The sequence below is a fragment of the Candidatus Poriferisodalis sp. genome (assembly GCF_965214215.1).
Classification (GTDB): domain Bacteria; phylum Actinomycetota; class Acidimicrobiia; order Acidimicrobiales; family Poriferisodalaceae; genus Poriferisodalis.
The window spans coordinates 1,833,158-1,847,957 of record NZ_CBDCBD010000003.1 but is presented as its reverse complement, the minus strand read 5'-3'; the positions used below and the strand labels follow the sequence as shown (position 1 = coordinate 1,847,957).

At 67.0% G+C, this 14,800-nt stretch carries 15 protein-coding genes; 6 read left to right on the top strand and 9 right to left on the bottom strand.

The features are described from left to right. The first annotated feature begins 124 nt into the window (after positions 1–124). Positions 125–1,303: an amidohydrolase family protein gene (locus ACOOF5_RS10725; RefSeq protein WP_420438963.1), complete on the top strand. Its 1,179-nt coding sequence runs from the start codon at positions 125–127 to the stop codon at positions 1,301–1,303. 36 nt (positions 1,304–1,339) lie between these two features. Continuing rightward, on the top strand, positions 1,340–1,675 hold the full coding sequence (locus ACOOF5_RS10720) for a DUF7508 domain-containing protein (protein WP_420438961.1): 336 nt from the start codon (positions 1,340–1,342) through the stop codon (positions 1,673–1,675). Positions 1,676–1,691: 16 nt separating this feature from the next. Here ACOOF5_RS10720 and ACOOF5_RS10715 read toward each other — a convergent pair whose 3' ends face one another. The 7 genes from ACOOF5_RS10715 to ACOOF5_RS10685 form a co-directional block, all read right to left on the bottom strand. After that, positions 1,692–2,900 carry a CaiB/BaiF CoA transferase family protein gene (locus tag ACOOF5_RS10715; RefSeq protein WP_420438959.1) on the bottom strand — a complete coding sequence of 403 codons (1,209 nt, stop codon included), beginning with the start codon at positions 2,898–2,900 and terminating at the stop codon, positions 1,692–1,694. Next, positions 2,897–4,051, bottom strand: coding sequence for an acyl-CoA dehydrogenase family protein (locus ACOOF5_RS10710; protein WP_420438957.1), 1,155 nt, complete (start codon positions 4,049–4,051; stop codon positions 2,897–2,899). Before ACOOF5_RS10710 ends, ACOOF5_RS10715 begins: the two co-directional genes overlap by 4 nt. Before the next feature lie 119 nt (positions 4,052–4,170). Continuing rightward, positions 4,171–5,913, bottom strand: coding sequence for an RNA-binding domain-containing protein (locus ACOOF5_RS10705; protein ID WP_420438954.1), 1,743 nt, complete (start codon positions 5,911–5,913; stop codon positions 4,171–4,173). Positions 5,914–5,996: 83 nt separating this feature from the next. Next, positions 5,997–7,004 (bottom strand): MaoC/PaaZ C-terminal domain-containing protein, encoded by a 1,008-nt coding sequence (locus tag ACOOF5_RS10700; RefSeq protein WP_420438952.1) that lies wholly within the window; start codon positions 7,002–7,004, stop codon positions 5,997–5,999. 20 nt (positions 7,005–7,024) lie between these two features. Next, the gene (locus ACOOF5_RS10695; RefSeq protein ID WP_420438950.1) at positions 7,025–8,149 is read right to left on the bottom strand and encodes a Rid family hydrolase; all 1,125 of its coding nucleotides are present in this window, start codon (positions 8,147–8,149) and stop codon (positions 7,025–7,027) included. A gap of 159 nt (positions 8,150–8,308) precedes the next feature. After that, positions 8,309–9,097, bottom strand: a complete 789-nt coding sequence (locus ACOOF5_RS10690) for an enoyl-CoA hydratase/isomerase family protein (protein ID WP_420438948.1) — start codon at positions 9,095–9,097, stop codon at positions 8,309–8,311. Between the two features lie 176 nt (positions 9,098–9,273). Further along, entirely contained in the window at positions 9,274–10,263 is a 990-nt protein-coding gene (locus ACOOF5_RS10685; RefSeq protein WP_420438946.1) for an LLM class F420-dependent oxidoreductase, read from the bottom strand. Between the two features lie 151 nt (positions 10,264–10,414). Between ACOOF5_RS10685 and ACOOF5_RS10680 the strand changes: the two genes are divergently transcribed. From ACOOF5_RS10680 to ACOOF5_RS10665, 4 genes are all read left to right on the top strand, one after another. Then, positions 10,415–10,585 carry a hypothetical protein gene (locus ACOOF5_RS10680; RefSeq protein WP_420438944.1) on the top strand — a complete coding sequence of 57 codons (171 nt, stop codon included), beginning with the start codon at positions 10,415–10,417 and terminating at the stop codon, positions 10,583–10,585. A gap of 73 nt (positions 10,586–10,658) precedes the next feature. Further along, a complete protein-coding gene (locus tag ACOOF5_RS10675; RefSeq protein ID WP_420438942.1) occupies positions 10,659–11,852 on the top strand; it encodes a steroid 3-ketoacyl-CoA thiolase in 1,194 nt (397 codons plus the stop codon). A gap of 96 nt (positions 11,853–11,948) precedes the next feature. Continuing rightward, on the top strand, positions 11,949–12,713 hold the full coding sequence (locus ACOOF5_RS10670) for a thermonuclease family protein (RefSeq protein WP_420438940.1): 765 nt from the start codon (positions 11,949–11,951) through the stop codon (positions 12,711–12,713). 9 nt (positions 12,714–12,722) lie between these two features. Then, positions 12,723–13,568: a ChbG/HpnK family deacetylase gene (locus tag ACOOF5_RS10665; protein WP_420438938.1), complete on the top strand. Its 846-nt coding sequence runs from the start codon at positions 12,723–12,725 to the stop codon at positions 13,566–13,568. A 16-nt stretch (positions 13,569–13,584) separates the two neighbouring features. Here the strand turns inward: ACOOF5_RS10665 and ACOOF5_RS10660 are convergent, their stop codons facing one another. Next, positions 13,585–13,938, bottom strand: coding sequence for an SCP2 sterol-binding domain-containing protein (locus ACOOF5_RS10660; protein ID WP_420438936.1), 354 nt, complete (start codon positions 13,936–13,938; stop codon positions 13,585–13,587). Beyond that, positions 13,935–14,792, bottom strand: coding sequence for a PIG-L family deacetylase (locus ACOOF5_RS10655; protein WP_420438934.1), 858 nt, complete (start codon positions 14,790–14,792; stop codon positions 13,935–13,937). The genes ACOOF5_RS10660 and ACOOF5_RS10655 overlap by 4 nt, the downstream gene beginning before the upstream one ends. Positions 14,793–14,800 lie beyond the last annotated feature (8 nt).

Sequence of the window (14,800 nt, the reverse complement as noted above, 5' to 3'; positions counted from 1 at the left end):
TTTGAGGCGGACGCACTGGCCAGACCCTCTGCGATCGCCTGTCACAGCCGATCCGAGCCCGGAAGCGGCGGCGATGGGAGCGGTATCGTCGAATACGCCGCCGGGAATGCAGGGAGGCACTGCCATGGCCTACGTCGAGGACCGAATCATCCACGACGCGGATGCGCACACCATGGAACCGCCGGAGTGGTTGGAGCCGTTCGCCTCTGCCGAGGTGGCGCGGTACGCGCTCGACCACTTCTCCATCGGTAACAACGAGAAGGCGTTCGCCGACATCGAGCAGGCCCGGGCTCGCCAGGTCGACCCCGAATTCCGTGCCGGCGCCGCTGCTGAAGTGATGCTGCGCAAGAACTACCTCGCGCCCGGCGCCTGGGATCCCGCTGACCGCTCCCAGGCCCTCGACGACCTGGGCTTCTCCAGCCAGCTCATTTTCCCCTCCATGCCCAACACGCTGATCGAGGAGATGGAGCACACCGCCGAACCCGATCTCACCTACGCCACCGCAACGGCGGCGAACCGGGCCCAGATCGCCTTCTGCTCGGTCGATCCGCGGCTGCTGCCGGTGTGCTCGGTGCCGCTGCAGTCGATTGAGCACGCCGGCCCGCACGCCCGCCAAGCCATCGACGACGGCGCGGCGGCCCTGCTCATTCCCAACCGCATGCCGAAGCTCCACGCCCACAGTCACGTCGGCTTCGACCCGGTCTGGGCAGCCGCCCAGGAGGCTGGCATCCCCGTCGTGATGCACGTGGCCACGCCCGATCTGGTGATGCCGCCTCAGCATCGCAACAACGGCCTGCCGCCCGAGCCCGACTTCCACGGCGGCGGCGAGAATTTCCGTTCCGTGTCGTACATGGCCATCTCCGCCGCACCGCTGCAGGCGCTCTCGATGCTGATCTTCGACGGCGTGCTCGAGCGATTTCCCGAGCTGAAGATCGGCGTGATCGAACTGGGAGCGGTGTGGCTGCCGGGCTTCATGCGCCAGCTCGAAGCCGCATTCGATGCATTCGAGCGTCACGAGCAGCGGCTCGGCAAGCTCAGCCTGCGCCCCTCGGAGTACGTGCACCGTCAGGTCCGGGTCACCCCGTATCCCACCGAGCCAACCGGCTGGATCATCGAGAACACCGCACCGGAGATCTGCATGTTCAGTTCCGACTTTCCCCACGTGGAGGGCGGCCGGAACCCGCTGCGGCGCTTCGACCGCGAGGTGGAGCACCTGCCCGCCGACGTGCAGGAGCGCTTCTTCCGGCTGAACTTCGAAGACCTGATGGGCACCGCGGCATACGTGCCCGCGGCTGCGGCCTAGCGGCCCGCGAACCGGCATATCTCGCAAGGCTCAGGCATGGGAATCCGGCTCGGCAAGCCCTGGCAGCGACTCGACAACGCTGCAATCGAAGCGTTGCCGTCGCAGCTCGGCGTGTACCACGTCGCCGATTCGGGTGGCACCGTGCTGTCGGTCGGCTATGCGGGCGCGCGTGAACCGTTCGGGATGCAGTCTGCGCTGCGGCGGGAGATCGAACAGCTCGGCCCTGCTGCCGCCCAGTTCCGCTGCGAGTTCACCTCGAACTACCGCAGCCGCTGGGACGAGTTGCTGATGCTGCACCTCGCCGACCACGGCGAACTACCAGCACCGCAGCGCGACCAAGCCCAGCGCGTCGGTCGCCTCTCCCCCGCCTAGACCGCGGCAACTCAGCTCAGACCACGCCCTCAGCGGCGAGCGCCGCCAGATCGTCGGCGTCGAGGCCGCAGAACTCGCTGTACACCGTCTCGTTGTCGGCGCCCACCGACCGGCTTTCGGTGAGTGGCCGCATCTGCGAATCGTGCCAGCGCATCGGGCTGTGCGGCAGCGGGATCTCACCGAGCCCATCCAGCTCAGCCCATTGCAGGAAGCCGCGTTCGTTCAGATGCTCGTCATGCACGATCTCGGGCAGATCCCGGACTTCGGCGACGGGCACCCCAGCGCTGGACAGTGCCGCAGCGACTTCGGACCTGGGCCGCCCCGACGTCCAACTCGACACCAGCTCGTCCACTTCGTCCATTCGAGCTGCTCGGTCCCCATTGCGGCAGTACCGCTCATCGTCGATGAGATCCGCTCGTCCGACCACTTCGAGCACCGAGCGCCAGTGACGGTCGGCTGCGGCGATCAGGGCAATGTGGCCGTCAATGCACGGGTACACGTTGGAGGGCGCCACGCTCATCGCGGCATTGCGATTGCCGGACCGCTCAGAGGTGCCGTGCAAGTGCCAGGACTGCAGCGAGGTCGTGAGCGTGAAGTAGGCCGCCTCGGCCATCGAGGTCGACACCATGCGGCCCACGCCGGTGCGCTGCGCCTCGAACAGCGCAGTCACCACTGCTCCGTACAGGTGCGATCCGCCCATGAAGTCCACGAACGCAGCACCGGCTTTCGTCGGAGGCTGATCGGGAAATCCGGTGATGCTCATGGAGCCCATATGTGCCTGCACCGTCAGGTCCATGGCCGTTCGCTGCGCGTCGGGCCCGTCGAGTCCGTATCCGCTGGCCTGCGCAAACACGAGCCGCGGGTTGGTCTCCCACAGCGTGGGCGCGTCTATGCCCAGTCGTTCGGGTACGCCCGGAGCGAAGTTGCACAAGACCGCGTCGGCAGCCGACGCGAGCTGCAGAAACAACTCGCGGCCACGAGGCGACTTGAGATTGAGCGACACCGCTTCCTTGGCGGAGTTGAGCATGGCGTAGGGCAGCGAATGCAGGCGCGACCGCAAAGCCTCGCCCAGCACGGGCTCCACCTTGATGACCCGAGCGCCAGACATCGCCAACAGGAATCCGGCGTAAGGGCCTTGATAGATCTGCCCGAGGTCCAGCACCGTGATGCCGTCGAGGGGCAGGGGACGGGATGCCCGCTCCCTCGCGGGAGAGGTGTCGCTCACTTGAAGCTGCCGCCGAGGATGTCGCGGGCCATGATCAGCCGCTGCACCTCGCTGGGGCCTTCGCCGATACGGCGGATCCGCAACTCGCGGTACCAGCGCTCGAGCGGCAGATCCTTGGTGACGCCGATGCCGCCGTGGATCTGGATGCAGCGGTCCACGACGCGTCCGGCGGCCTCGGAGGCGACGAGCTTGGCCATGGCCGCCTCGGTGCGGAACCGCTCGCCTTGGTCGGCCTTCTGGGCGGCCTCGAGCACGCACCAGCGCCCGTGGCGGATGTCGATCTCGTTGTCGACGATCATCCACTGGACGGCCTGCTTCTCAGCCAGCACCGAGCCGAAGGTCTCACGGCTGCGGGCCCAGTCGATCGCCATCTCCTGCGCCAAGATCGCCGGGCCCAGGCAACCCGCCGCGTACGGGATCCGCTGGCGGCTCAGCCGGTCGTTGGCGATGCCGAACCCGCCGTTCACCTCGCCCAGCACGTGGCTCTCAGGCACCCGCATGTCGGTGAACTCCAGCTCGGTGGCGTAGCGCGTCGCCCGCAGCGTGTGCACCACGCGGCGCACGTTGAATCCGGGCGTGTCGGTATCGACGATGAACGCCGTGACGCCGTTGCGCCCCGGATCGTCGGAGGTGCGAGCGAACAGCAGCGCATAGTCGGCTTTATCGGCACCGGAGATGAACAGCTTCGAGCCGTTCAGCACCCACTCGTCGCCGTCCTTGAAGCCCCGTGTGCGAATGGCCCGGCCGGGGTCGGAGCCGCCCGAGGGTTCGGTCAGGGCGAAGCAGCCCATCTTCTCGCCGCGCAGCGTGGGGTACAGCCACCGTTCCTTCTGCTCGTCGGTGGCCTCGTACAGCTGCGCCAGCCCGGCCCCGCCGAAGACCCCATAGCACGGGTTGTAGAGCCCGGCCCGGTGCTTGGACATCTCGATGGCCATGAGCGCCCGGGTGGTCGTGTCGAGGCCGGGTCCGCCGTACTCGGCGGGAATGTCGAGCCCGTAGAAGCCCATGTCACGGGTCATCTGGGTGAGACGGGCGGCATCATCGGGCTTCAGCTCGCCGGCGTCGGGATCGAGGTCAGCTTCCAGCGGGATGATCTCGCTCTCCACAAAGCGCTGCACCGTCTCAACGATCAGCGCCTGCTCGTCGCTCATGGAGAAGTCCACGTTGTGCCCCCTTGATTCGGCCCCGTGTCGGCGCCCGATGCTAGGTCTCGGCGCCAAGTCGAGCCGGTACATGCCGGCTGCCGCAGCGGAGGCTGCGTCAGTCTCGCCTATGCCCGCGGCAGGCGGCGGTACTGCAGCAGCGCCGAACGTCCGACGATGTCCACGACAACGGTCTCGAACCGATTCCCATCGGCATCAACCATGTCGAGCGGCTCCCCGAGCGAGAAGTTCACGGGCTGCTGTCGGCCTTGATTGACAGAAATATTGTTCGCATAGATGTAGGTACGGCCGTGTGTGTCGAGAATCGGATTCAGGCGTCCTTTGAGCCCCGGTATTTGACCCGTCGCTTCTGCAAAGATTGCCGACCCGCCGTCGGCCACTGCTTCGAGATCGAGAGCCAAGGCTCCATCGGCGGGCACCCAACCTTCGATTCGTACCGCAGCTCGACCCGGCGCCGCTGCGTACACGGTCATGGGCAGATGCGTTGCATAGAGGTCCAATTCGACCTCGCCGTCGCCGTTGGTGGTCGCCCGCTTCCAAGTCTTGTTCGGGAACAGCGCCAACACGTCGACGCCCGCAATGGGTTGAGCATCGGCGTACACCGTCACGACAACGACCGCTTCCGTTCTGTCCAATGACGCAGCGGGGAGGGTCAACACGAGATCCGTCTCGTCGATGAGCCGGTACTCGGCCTCCTTGCCGCTCGTGGCACGAGTCTCGCTCAAGATGATCGGTACGCCGTCGCCGCGTCGTTCCATGAGAAACTGCCGATCCCCGGCACCTTCGATGGCCGTGGCCTCGACGCGCTGCACGACAGACGCCAAGGCCTGGTTGCGGGTGACCTGGCGTGACGCCAAGCTCTCCGGCGTCAACCCGTTAGGCAAGCTGCCGGGCGAGACCACTTCGAGACGGTCATCGAAGATCAACAAGCGGATCGCGCTGCCCGCCAGGGAGTAGTCGCGATGCACCACGGCATTCACGACGGCTTCGAACACTGCTCTGGTGCTGTATTCGGGCATGTCCACTCGGGCTGGCGTCTTGCGGGCTGCGACCCGGTTGTGGCGCCGCACGAAGGCCATGGCTTCGGTTATCTGAGCTCGCAGCGGACCGTTGATTTCGCGAGTGTCAGATTGACCAGATGCCTGCGATTTGCCTGGGTAACGGGTAGCCGTGATGCGGGCTTGGGGCAACCATTCGTGAGGCGTTTGACAGCACAGCAGCACCCCTGCCACCGTCGCTCGAAGCGCCCCGTCGGAGTCTTCAGTCAGAATCCCCATCTGCATTAGCGACTGCTCAGGTTGCGACGCTCCTCTCGTGCTGAGAAGCGGTCGCCAGAGTGCTGGATCGAGGCTCGCGATGCCGGTATTGGGAACGGGTTGCTCGTCAAACCAGCGATAACGCGCCTGGGCGCGTCGCTCGGCCAGACGCAGCCGTTCGTCGCTGGTCATGATCCGTCTTGAACTCCCGACGCGCACCGAACTCCGACCCTTGACTTCATGAGCGCTTGTTCCGGGGGGGATCTCTACGACAAGCAGGGCGCGTGAATCGAGCTGGTGACGGTGAACATCGGGGAGGAGCGGCGGTTCGATGGAATCACGGCAGAGCTCAACAACCAGCATCTCGACCTGGTCCAGCTGCGCTCGGCTCATGACTTGAACGTCGCCGCTGTCGGTGACGCCGCACAGCAGCGTTCCCCCTTGGGCGTTCGCAAACGCAGCGATTTCCTCCGCGAGGTCGTCACGTTGAGGCGATATCGGCCGGGATTCGCGAAAATCGAATTGCTTGAACTCCCAGCGCGAATCCTCTCCGAGTTGCAGGCGTGCCCGCAGTTCGTCGTCGCTGAGTGGCACCTGAGTGTCCTCCGAGATGGCTCAGAGCAAGGTTATGGCCGCTTGCCTGGGACGGAACGAAAGCGGCAGCGGACGGGGCGGTGTCAGCCGGAGGTCCATTCCAGCTGGGCGAAGGCGGGCGCCACGACAATCCGGTCGCCGACCGAGACCGACAGGTCGACGCTGAAGCCTGCATCGTCCGACGTCGCAATCGTGCCGGAGCAGACCACCGTCTCCCCGGCGTACACCGGCGCACGATTGCGATACGCGAGCCGGACGAGCCGGGCGCCAGGACCGGCATATCGCAGGACGCACTCGGCCAGCAGTGCGCCGAGCATCTGACCGTCGACGAGCGGTGCCGGCGCTCCCAGCCGGCGGGCGTGAGCCTCGTCGTAATGGAGGCGGTGCCAGTCCCAGGTGGCGGCGCCGTAGGCGACCATGTCGGCCAGCGCGATGCGCCGGCGCAGCGGCCGAAGCGGCCGACCGGGCCTCACAGCGGCTCTGGGCACGGCTTGATGAGCATCAAGGGCGCCAACGGCGTCGGGAACACCGTCGTCGAGCTGCGGCGTCGCAGGCACAGCGTTCGCTGCCAGGTCGTGGGCGGCTTCCGCCTCTGCTGCATCGTCGGGAGCCTCGCGGCCGGGTCGGGCGGTAGCGAGCGGGCGGAAGATCATCGTCTCGGCGTTGGTCGCCAACCGATCACCGCCGTCGGAATAGACCGCCTCGGCGGTGACGACCAGCAGAGGGTCACCATGCCCGTCGCGCCGCTCGGTCGCATCGCTCAAAGTCCACGTCGTGTCGATGACGTCATCGAACCGCGCAGGCCGATCGAACCGGTAGTCGTTGCCACCCCGGAACATGGCGCAGCGCACCGGCAGCGGCAGCTCCCATACATGCCCGAGATACGAATTCCGGTCGGGGACAGCGCGACCGGTCAGCTGAGCCGTCTCGCAGATCAGCGTCGGCGGCGCCTCGTCGCGCCAACGCGCAGCGTCGGCCCCGATGGCCAGGGCGAAGTAACGGATCGAGGCCCGGCTCAGCGGTTCCGCCGCCGTGTAGGTCACCGTCGAACCGAGCGCTGCACGCACTTCTTCGGTCAACAACTGGCTCATGAGACTGCTCGGGCCAGGTCTCAGGGCATCGAGACGATGGCTTCCACCTCGATCAGCCAACGGCGGCTCAGCAAGCCGCCGACCACCACACCGGTCGAAGCCGGAAACGGCCTGCCGAGCACCCGCTGACGCACATCGCCCACAGCGCGGTAGCCCTCGACTCCGTCGGGCGTCACGTACTCGACGGTCTTGACGAGGTTGTCGATGGAGGTTCCGGCCATCTCGCAGATCGCGGCGATCTCGCCGTACACGAACTCGGCCTGGCCGCCGATGTCACCCTCGGCCACCGTCTCGCCCGATGACATGTCGAATGCCGTCGTACCGGAGACGAACAGCAGCCCGCCCGCTTCCACTGCGGGGCTGAACGTCAGCGACGAGTACGCCTCGGGCCGGAAGGGCACCACCGTCTTGGGATGCGCAGACGCCCACATGTCAAGCACGACGAGTGCATCGGGATGAGGCAGTTGCCCCATCAGCAACCCGGTTGAGGACGGGAATTGCGGGCTGAGCAGCCGCCGACGTGCTTCTGCGGTTTCGTTGTACTGGCGGCGGGTGGCTGCGGTGGTCTGCTGCACCACCCGCACCACGTTGGACAGATCCATGCCGTGGGGCTCGAGCCGACGGCCGGCCTCTTCGAGAGCCCACTCGCACTGTCCGACGAAGTCGCCCCGCAGCACAACGTTGCCGTCGTCGTCGACTGGCATCACCTGCGGAACGCGAATCAAGCCGTCAACCTGACCGGCCACTACCTCCACCTCGACCAGCGCCTCGGGCCGCACCAGCGAATCCACGATGAATGTCGAGGGGCGGACCCCGCCCACCGTCGAGCCGAGGCTGTGCGGCCGCTGCGCCGCTATCGCATCGCGCTCGGGCGCCCCTGCGACGGTGATGTACTCGGTCACCTCCGAGCAGTCGCTGACATCCCGACCGGCCGCGTCGAGTACGGCTTCCACCTTGGCCCAGCACACGCTGGCCTGCTCGGCACCGTCGCCGCGCACCGTGACGCGGCTCGACTCGGCGTCATAGGCGCCCGCGGTCTGCCCCGCCAGCCACGCGGCGCCTGCGGCGTCGATGCCCGGGGAGAACGAATAGCGGCTGGTGTCCAGCCAAGGGAACAGCTCGGGGGTGATTTCCCGGAGGGGCATGGTGCGTGCTCCTCGTACACGAACGACGGCAACGTCGATGCCGCTCGCACGTGTCTAGTGCGCGCATGCGTCCGAATCGAGGATATTTGTCGACCAGGACGCATCTCGGCCGGCCACCAGGCCACGGCTGGGCGGCAGCCGCGGCGTGGCAGGCGTTCGCTAGTTGCCGGTGAAGTTCGGCGCGCGACGCTCCACGAACGCTGCGATGCCTTCGCGGCCGTCGTGGGTCTGCATGGCGTTGGTGATCATCTTGCCTTCGAACTCGCCTGCCTGCTCCAGCGGCGAGTCGATGCCGGCGTAGACCACCCGCTTGGCATGACCCAGTGCCCACGCCGGGCCGTCGGCCAGCGCCTGGGCGAGCTCGGCTGCGGCCGAGTCGACCTCATCGTCGGGAACAACACGGTTGACCAACCCCCATTGCTCGGCCTCCTGCGCGGAGAGCACCCGGTTGGTGAGGGTCAGGTCGAGCATCCGGCGCAGCCCGATGTGGCGCGCCAAGAAGTACGACGACGTGCCGTCGGGCGTCACGCCGGCCCGCGTGTAGGCCATGGTGAACTTCGCAGATTCGCCTGCGACCACCAGATCGAATGAGGCGGCCAGCGACATGCCGGCCCCGCCGACGCTGCCGCCCACACCGGCAACGAACGGCTTCGGCGTGCGGTTCATCTTGTTGATCGCTGCGTGGAGGTCGATGACCATGTCCGATGCGAGCTGCGGCAGGCCGTCGCCTGCCGCGTGGAACTCCTTGAGGTCGCCGCCTGCGGAGAACACCCGTCCTTCCGCCGTGACCGACGCTGCCTTGACCATGTCGTCGAACTCGATTGCGAGCATGACAGCCCGCAGCTCGCGCGAGAACTGCGGATTCACTGCGTTGGCGCCTTCGGGGCGGTTGAACCGCACATGGGCAACGCCGTCGCGAACGTCGTAGGTGATCGTCTCCAAATCCATGACTGCTCCTGTGGTGCGTCCGACTGGGGGCTCATCGGGAGGTTACGCGCCTTGCACCGCGCCGGGTCGTCTCAGCAGGCGAGCCGGAGCGGCCGCCGAGTGCACGCACCTCCGGATGGTGAACAAGAGCCCGAAGCAACGGGCGCTGCCACGAGAAGGATTGCCTATCCGAGCGATTACTGGCGTCGGGCGGCTGGCGCAAGGTCTCGGGCAGCCTGGACCGGGTCGATGCCGCCAAAGGGCATGATCGAGATGGCCGAGACGTCAACGCCGTTGGCGTGATAGCGGTCGATGTGCTCGCGGCACGCTTCGGGGGGCCCGTGCACCAGCAATTCGTCGACGAGGCCGTCGTCGATGACTTCAAGCGCACCGCGGCGGTCGCCTTCGGACCACCGGTCCCACATGGCAGCGAGCAGTTCGCCTCGGCCGAGCCAGCGATGGAATTCGGCATAGACCGGGACGTTCAGGTACGCAGCCATCGCCCGCTTGAAGCCAGTCCGGACCGTGTCCGCGTCGGGATTGGGGCACACGAAGATGCGGGCCACCACTTCCTTGCCCTCGCCGCCCTCGTCGACGTACGGGCGGACCGTGGCAACGTCGTCGGCCGAGAGCCAGTTGATGATCGCGCCGTCGGCCTCGCTGCCCGCCAGTCTCAGCATGCCGGGGCGCAGGGCAGCGAGCAGGATCGGCGGCTGGACCTCGGGCGGTCGGCCGAGACGGAAGCCCTGCACCTCGAAGGTGTCGTAGGTCTCGCTGATCCGCTCGCCGGTCAGGGCCTGGCGCAAGAACCGCGCGGTGTCACGCGTTCGTTTGAACGGCTCGTCGAAGGGGATTCCGTTCCAGCGCTCGACGATGACGTTGGAGGATGCGCCGATGCCCATGGCGAAGCGGCCGGGCGCGGCTTCACAGATGGCCGCCGTCTGCTGGGCCAACAGGGCAGGCCCACGGGTGAAGACCGGGATGATGGCGATGCCCAGTCGCACGTCAGGCACCCATTGGCTGGCCAGAACGAGCGGGGTGAATCCGTCTGTGCCGTCTGCTTCAGAGCTCCAGAACTCCGTGTAGCCGAGGTCTGCGAATTCGCGATAGAGGTCGGCTTGGGCGTGGAGGGGATCGCCGAAGGGAACCGTGATGCCGTAGCGCCAGCCATGTCGATTGTCGGTCACGGCGCGCAGGCTAGTGAGCCGTGGCGAGACGAATCTCTGTGACGTCTGGTCGCTGTGACATCTGGCCTCTGTGACATCCGGTCGGCCGGGCGGCGGTACGGCGCAACGCCATTCAAGCTTTCGTGTAACACCCCCTGATCACACTGGGCACATGGCAGAACAGCTTGATCTCGTACCCCAGCTCCGACTGGTGTCAACCAGCCGGATGCCCCACCGGCTGACCCGCGCGACCCGTCAGGAAGGATTGCGTGGCGTCGCCCGGGCACGGCTGGCGCTGGCCGCTACGGCACCTCCCCCTGAAATCGACCTTGACGCCGCCTGATGTTGGCGGAGGCAGGCCGACGTCGGGCAATCCGTTGGGCGGGCTGTGCAGGGTCGCAAGTACAGTGCCGGCCATGAGCAGCGCATCTGTGACCCCGCACTCCGACGACATCGTCATTGTCGACGCCGTCCGATCTCCCGTCGGCCGACGAGGCGGGGATCTGAGCGGCATCCATCCGTCCGACTTGCTGAGCGATGTACTCACGTCGCTGATGGACCGCACCGGGGTCGACCCGGCCGGCATCGGCCAGCTCGTGGGCGGCTGTGTCAGCCAAGCCGGCGAGCAAACGGCGAACATCGCACGCACAGCGTGGCTCGGCGCCGGCTACCCGCTGTCGGTTGCCGCCACCACCGTCGACGCACAGTGCGGTTCGAGCCAGCAGGCAACCACGCTGGCGTATGGCTTGGTGGCCAGCGGCGTGGTCGACTCTGCCATCGGCTGCGGCGTCGAATCGATGACGCGCAACCCGATGGGCTCGAGCTACAAGAAAGGTCAGCGCACCGCGACCTCCCGCTACAAGGAGCACTACGAGTACACCACGCAGTTCCAGGGCGCCGAGCTGATGGCCAAACAGTGGGGCATCAGCCGGGAAGAATGCGACGCCTTCGGCCTGCGCAGCCAGAACAACGCCGCCCGGGCGTGGGAAGAAGATCGTTTCGGCACCCAGATCGTCGACATCGATGCGCCGGTGCTCGACGAAGACGGCAAGCCCACCGATGAAGTGCGCCACGTCGTGCGAGACGGCGGCATCAGGCCCACGACTGCGGAGGGGCTTGCGGGCCTCACGCCGGTGATGGAAGGCGGCGTGCACACAGCGGGCGCCTCCTCGCAGATCAGCGACGGCGCCGGGGCGGTGCTGCTGATGCGTGCGGGCCGGGCCGCCGAGCTGGGCCTGCGTCCGCTCGCGCGCATCGTCGATACCTGCTTGGTCGGAAGCGACCCGGTGCTGATGCTGACGGGGCCGATCGAGGCCACGAACCACCTGCTCGAGCGCAACGGCATGGCGATGTCCGACATTGACATCGTCGAGATCAACGAGGCATTCGCCTCGGTCGTGCTGGCCTGGCAGCGCGAGGTGAACCCTGACATGGACGGCGTCAACCCCAACGGCGGCGCTATCGCGCTGGGCCATCCGCTGGGCGGCACCGGTGCGATCCTGCTGACCAAGGCGGTGCACGAGCTGCACCGAGCCGACAAGAGCACCGCTCTCGTCACGATGTGCTGCGGCGGCGGGCTGGGCACCGGCACCCTTCTCGAGCGACTCTGAGCAACGCCGGTCGGGCATCGCCGGGTCCGCTCAGGCGAGACCTGCCAACGCGCAGGTCGCCGGCCGCTGGGTGACGTAGCGAAGCGCGTCCGTCCCGTGTCTTGGCCGTCATCGCCCGACATTGCCGATGATCGCGTCGGACGCGGCGCCACTGACGATCTCCCTGCTCGACGGCGTCGTACCGCCGCGGCGGCACGTATCGGTGTGTTCGCCGCGGCCTGCGCAGCAGCGTGGGGCGGATGGCAGTACTTCGGCGCATCCGACGAGGCAGCGCAGTCGTCGTCAGCACAGCGCCCGTCGGACACGGCCCCGGTCAGCCTCGCCGGCAGCGCCCCTCAACATCCGCAGCCCAAAGCCACCGCCGCTTCGGCCCAGCAGAGCGAACCGGCACCCCAAATGGAAGTCGCCAGGCCCGCGCTCGAATCGAACGCAGTCGTGCTGACAGTGATCGACGGCGACACGATGGAGGTAGACCTCGGCGGGCGACGTGCGATGGTCAGATTCCTCGGCATCGACACACCGGAGAAGACCGGCGGCTACCTCCCAGCCGAGTGCGGCGGCGACGCCGCCACGCGGCGAACGGCCGAGCTGCTCCCACCCGGCACCGATGTGCACCTGCAACGCGACGCTGAGCTGTATGACCGCTACGACCGGCTGCTGGCGTACGTCTATCGAGCCTCCGACGGACTGTTCGTGAATCGCTACCTCGTGCTCGACGGCTACGCCGGCACCATGCACTTCGAGCCGAACACCGAGCACCGGGCGGTGCTCGACGCTGCCGAGGCCGACGCCCGTGCCGCCCGCCGAGGAATCTGGGCCGATTGCGGCGGCCCGGACCAGCAGCTCGAAGGGGGGCGTTAGCGTGGCGGTGTGTCACCGCTGCCGCAGCGGCTCGGCTACGGCCCCGACGACAGGCTGCTGATCATCAGCGCAGCCGGACTCGGCGGCTGCCACGCGATGAACGAAGGCGTGTACGCCGCTCTGCGGGACGGCTTGGCGACCACCGGAACGCTGCTCGTGCCGTGTCCGTGGTCCCGCGAGGCCGCAGCGAGATTCCGGGGCGAGGACATCGGTGTCGCGCTCACGCTGAACTCCGAGTTCGAGCTCTACCGGTGGGGGCCGATCACCTACGCCCCGTCGTTGCTCGACGGCAACGGCGGGATGCCCGCCACCGTGAGCGACGTGTGGGACCACGCCGATCTCGATGAGGTCCGACGGGAGTGTCGAGCGCAGATCGAGCGGGCGATCCTGTGGGGCTTCGACGTCACCCATCTCGACAGTCATCTCGAAGTCCTGAGTGTCCGCCCCGAGTTCTTTGACGTGTACCTGGAGCTCGCGGTCGAATTCGGGCTGCCTGTGCGGCTGATCTCTTCCGAGGCTCGGCGTCAGCTGGGTTTCCCCGCCGAGGACCTGATCGAGTCCGAGGGCGTCTTGACACCGGACCGGGTCGTGCGCGTCCCGCCCGGAACCATGGGGCGGTACCGGCGCATCGAGGCGCTGCTGGACTCGCTCGAACCGGGATTGACCGAACTGCAGCTGCAACCCGCCGCGGACCTGCCAGAGCTGCGGTCGCTGACCGCCGAATGGGGGTCCCGCGTCGAAGACCTGCTGCACCTGCGTGACAACGCCGAACTGCGCACCCACATCGAGCGCAGCGGGATCCGGCTCGTGGGCTACCGGGAGCTGCGGGCGCTGCAGCGGTCCGGTGCCGGCTGACCTACGCCGGCTCTGTTCAGCTAGGTGCGCCCAGAGTGCCCGCTGCGCGCCATGCAGGCAGGAGCTCCAGCCACAGCGCCATATCGCCGGACACCTTGAGGTCGCCGGCCATGTAGTGCCGGGCAGGATCGGCATCACCGCAGACCACATCGGCAGCGAGCTGCCACGGGGCTTCGAGCGTCAGATCGGCACCCCGTGTGGTTCCGGCAGACGCCGATGTCAGAACGCCGGATTCGAACAGCAGGCTGACGGCGACCTTGCCGTCGGGACCGCCGGCAGTCTTCATCACGATCGTGCCTGACACATTCCCGAGTGGTTCGTGGCCAGACGCTGCCCACGTGGCCAGAAACTCTTCGTCGAGAAAGCTCACCGGCGCAGTCCAGCAAACAGATCGCTCTCCATCGGCTCGGTCGATGTGCGCGACTCGAGCAGCATGTACTCCTCGTACGGATGGATCGAGTCAGCGACGTCGTCGGGCAAGCCGAACCAGAACGGCGAGTCGGGATCGACCTGGGTGGCATGGGCCAGCAGCGCCTTGCGCCGAACTGCGTTATTAACTTCGATGACCGCGGTGATGCGGTCATCCCGACTTGGCCTGCCCAGCCATTTCTCGTCGAATGGAGACTCCAATTCCAGGTCCAGGAAAGCTTGGTGCATCAGCTTCATGCGCTTGTGGGACCAAACGGGCGCATACATCTTCATCGGCGTGAAGGCCGGCCCGCACTCAGGGCGCCAAGCCGGCTCGCCGGCGTGAGCGAATGCAGGTATGCAGATGGCCGTGACCTGCAGGTGATCGGGGTGCGGGTAGCGAGATTGCACCAGTGGGTAGGTCAAGATGACGTGCGGGCGCACTCGGCGGATCACGGTCACGAGCCGGGCAACGGCTTCGTCGAGGTCTGCGTTGGCGAAAGCGTCGGGATGGGCGTTGGCTTCGGTGTCGGGCATTCCGGAGTCGCGGTAGCCCAACATGACCACCTCGTCGTATCCGATCTCGGTTGCGGACGCATCCAGCTCGGCGCGCCGGACCTCAGGCAGGTTTTCGGTTACCTCGGGCCGGTCCATCGCCGGGTTCAGGATGTCGCCTTCTTCGCCGCCGGTGCAGCACACGAGCGTGGTGCGGATGCCCTCATCCGCGTATCTGCGGACCGTGCCCGCGCCCTTCGATGCTTCGTCGTCGGGATGAGCATGAACAGCGAGAATTGACAGACCTGTGTCCTGCGACATCGGCGGTC

Excerpts from the sequence above, each read along its gene's own strand:
- ACOOF5_RS10725 (WP_420438963.1), top strand. The coding sequence starts at position 125 with ATGGCCTACGTCGAGGACCGAATCATCCACGACGCGGATGCGCACACC.
- ACOOF5_RS10720 (WP_420438961.1), top strand. The coding sequence starts at position 1,340 with ATGGGAATCCGGCTCGGCAAGCCCTGGCAGCGACTCGACAACGCTGCA.
- ACOOF5_RS10710 (WP_420438957.1), bottom strand. The coding sequence starts at position 4,051 with ATGAGCGACGAGCAGGCGCTGATCGTTGAGACGGTGCAGCGCTTTGTG.
- ACOOF5_RS10700 (WP_420438952.1), bottom strand. The coding sequence starts at position 7,004 with ATGAGCCAGTTGTTGACCGAAGAAGTGCGTGCAGCGCTCGGTTCGACG.
- ACOOF5_RS10695 (WP_420438950.1), bottom strand. The coding sequence starts at position 8,149 with ATGCCCCTCCGGGAAATCACCCCCGAGCTGTTCCCTTGGCTGGACACC.
- ACOOF5_RS10690 (WP_420438948.1), bottom strand. The coding sequence starts at position 9,097 with ATGGATTTGGAGACGATCACCTACGACGTTCGCGACGGCGTTGCCCAT.
- ACOOF5_RS10680 (WP_420438944.1), top strand. The coding sequence starts at position 10,415 with ATGGCAGAACAGCTTGATCTCGTACCCCAGCTCCGACTGGTGTCAACC.
- ACOOF5_RS10675 (WP_420438942.1), top strand. The coding sequence starts at position 10,659 with ATGAGCAGCGCATCTGTGACCCCGCACTCCGACGACATCGTCATTGTC.
- ACOOF5_RS10655 (WP_420438934.1), bottom strand. The coding sequence starts at position 14,792 with ATGTCGCAGGACACAGGTCTGTCAATTCTCGCTGTTCATGCTCATCCC.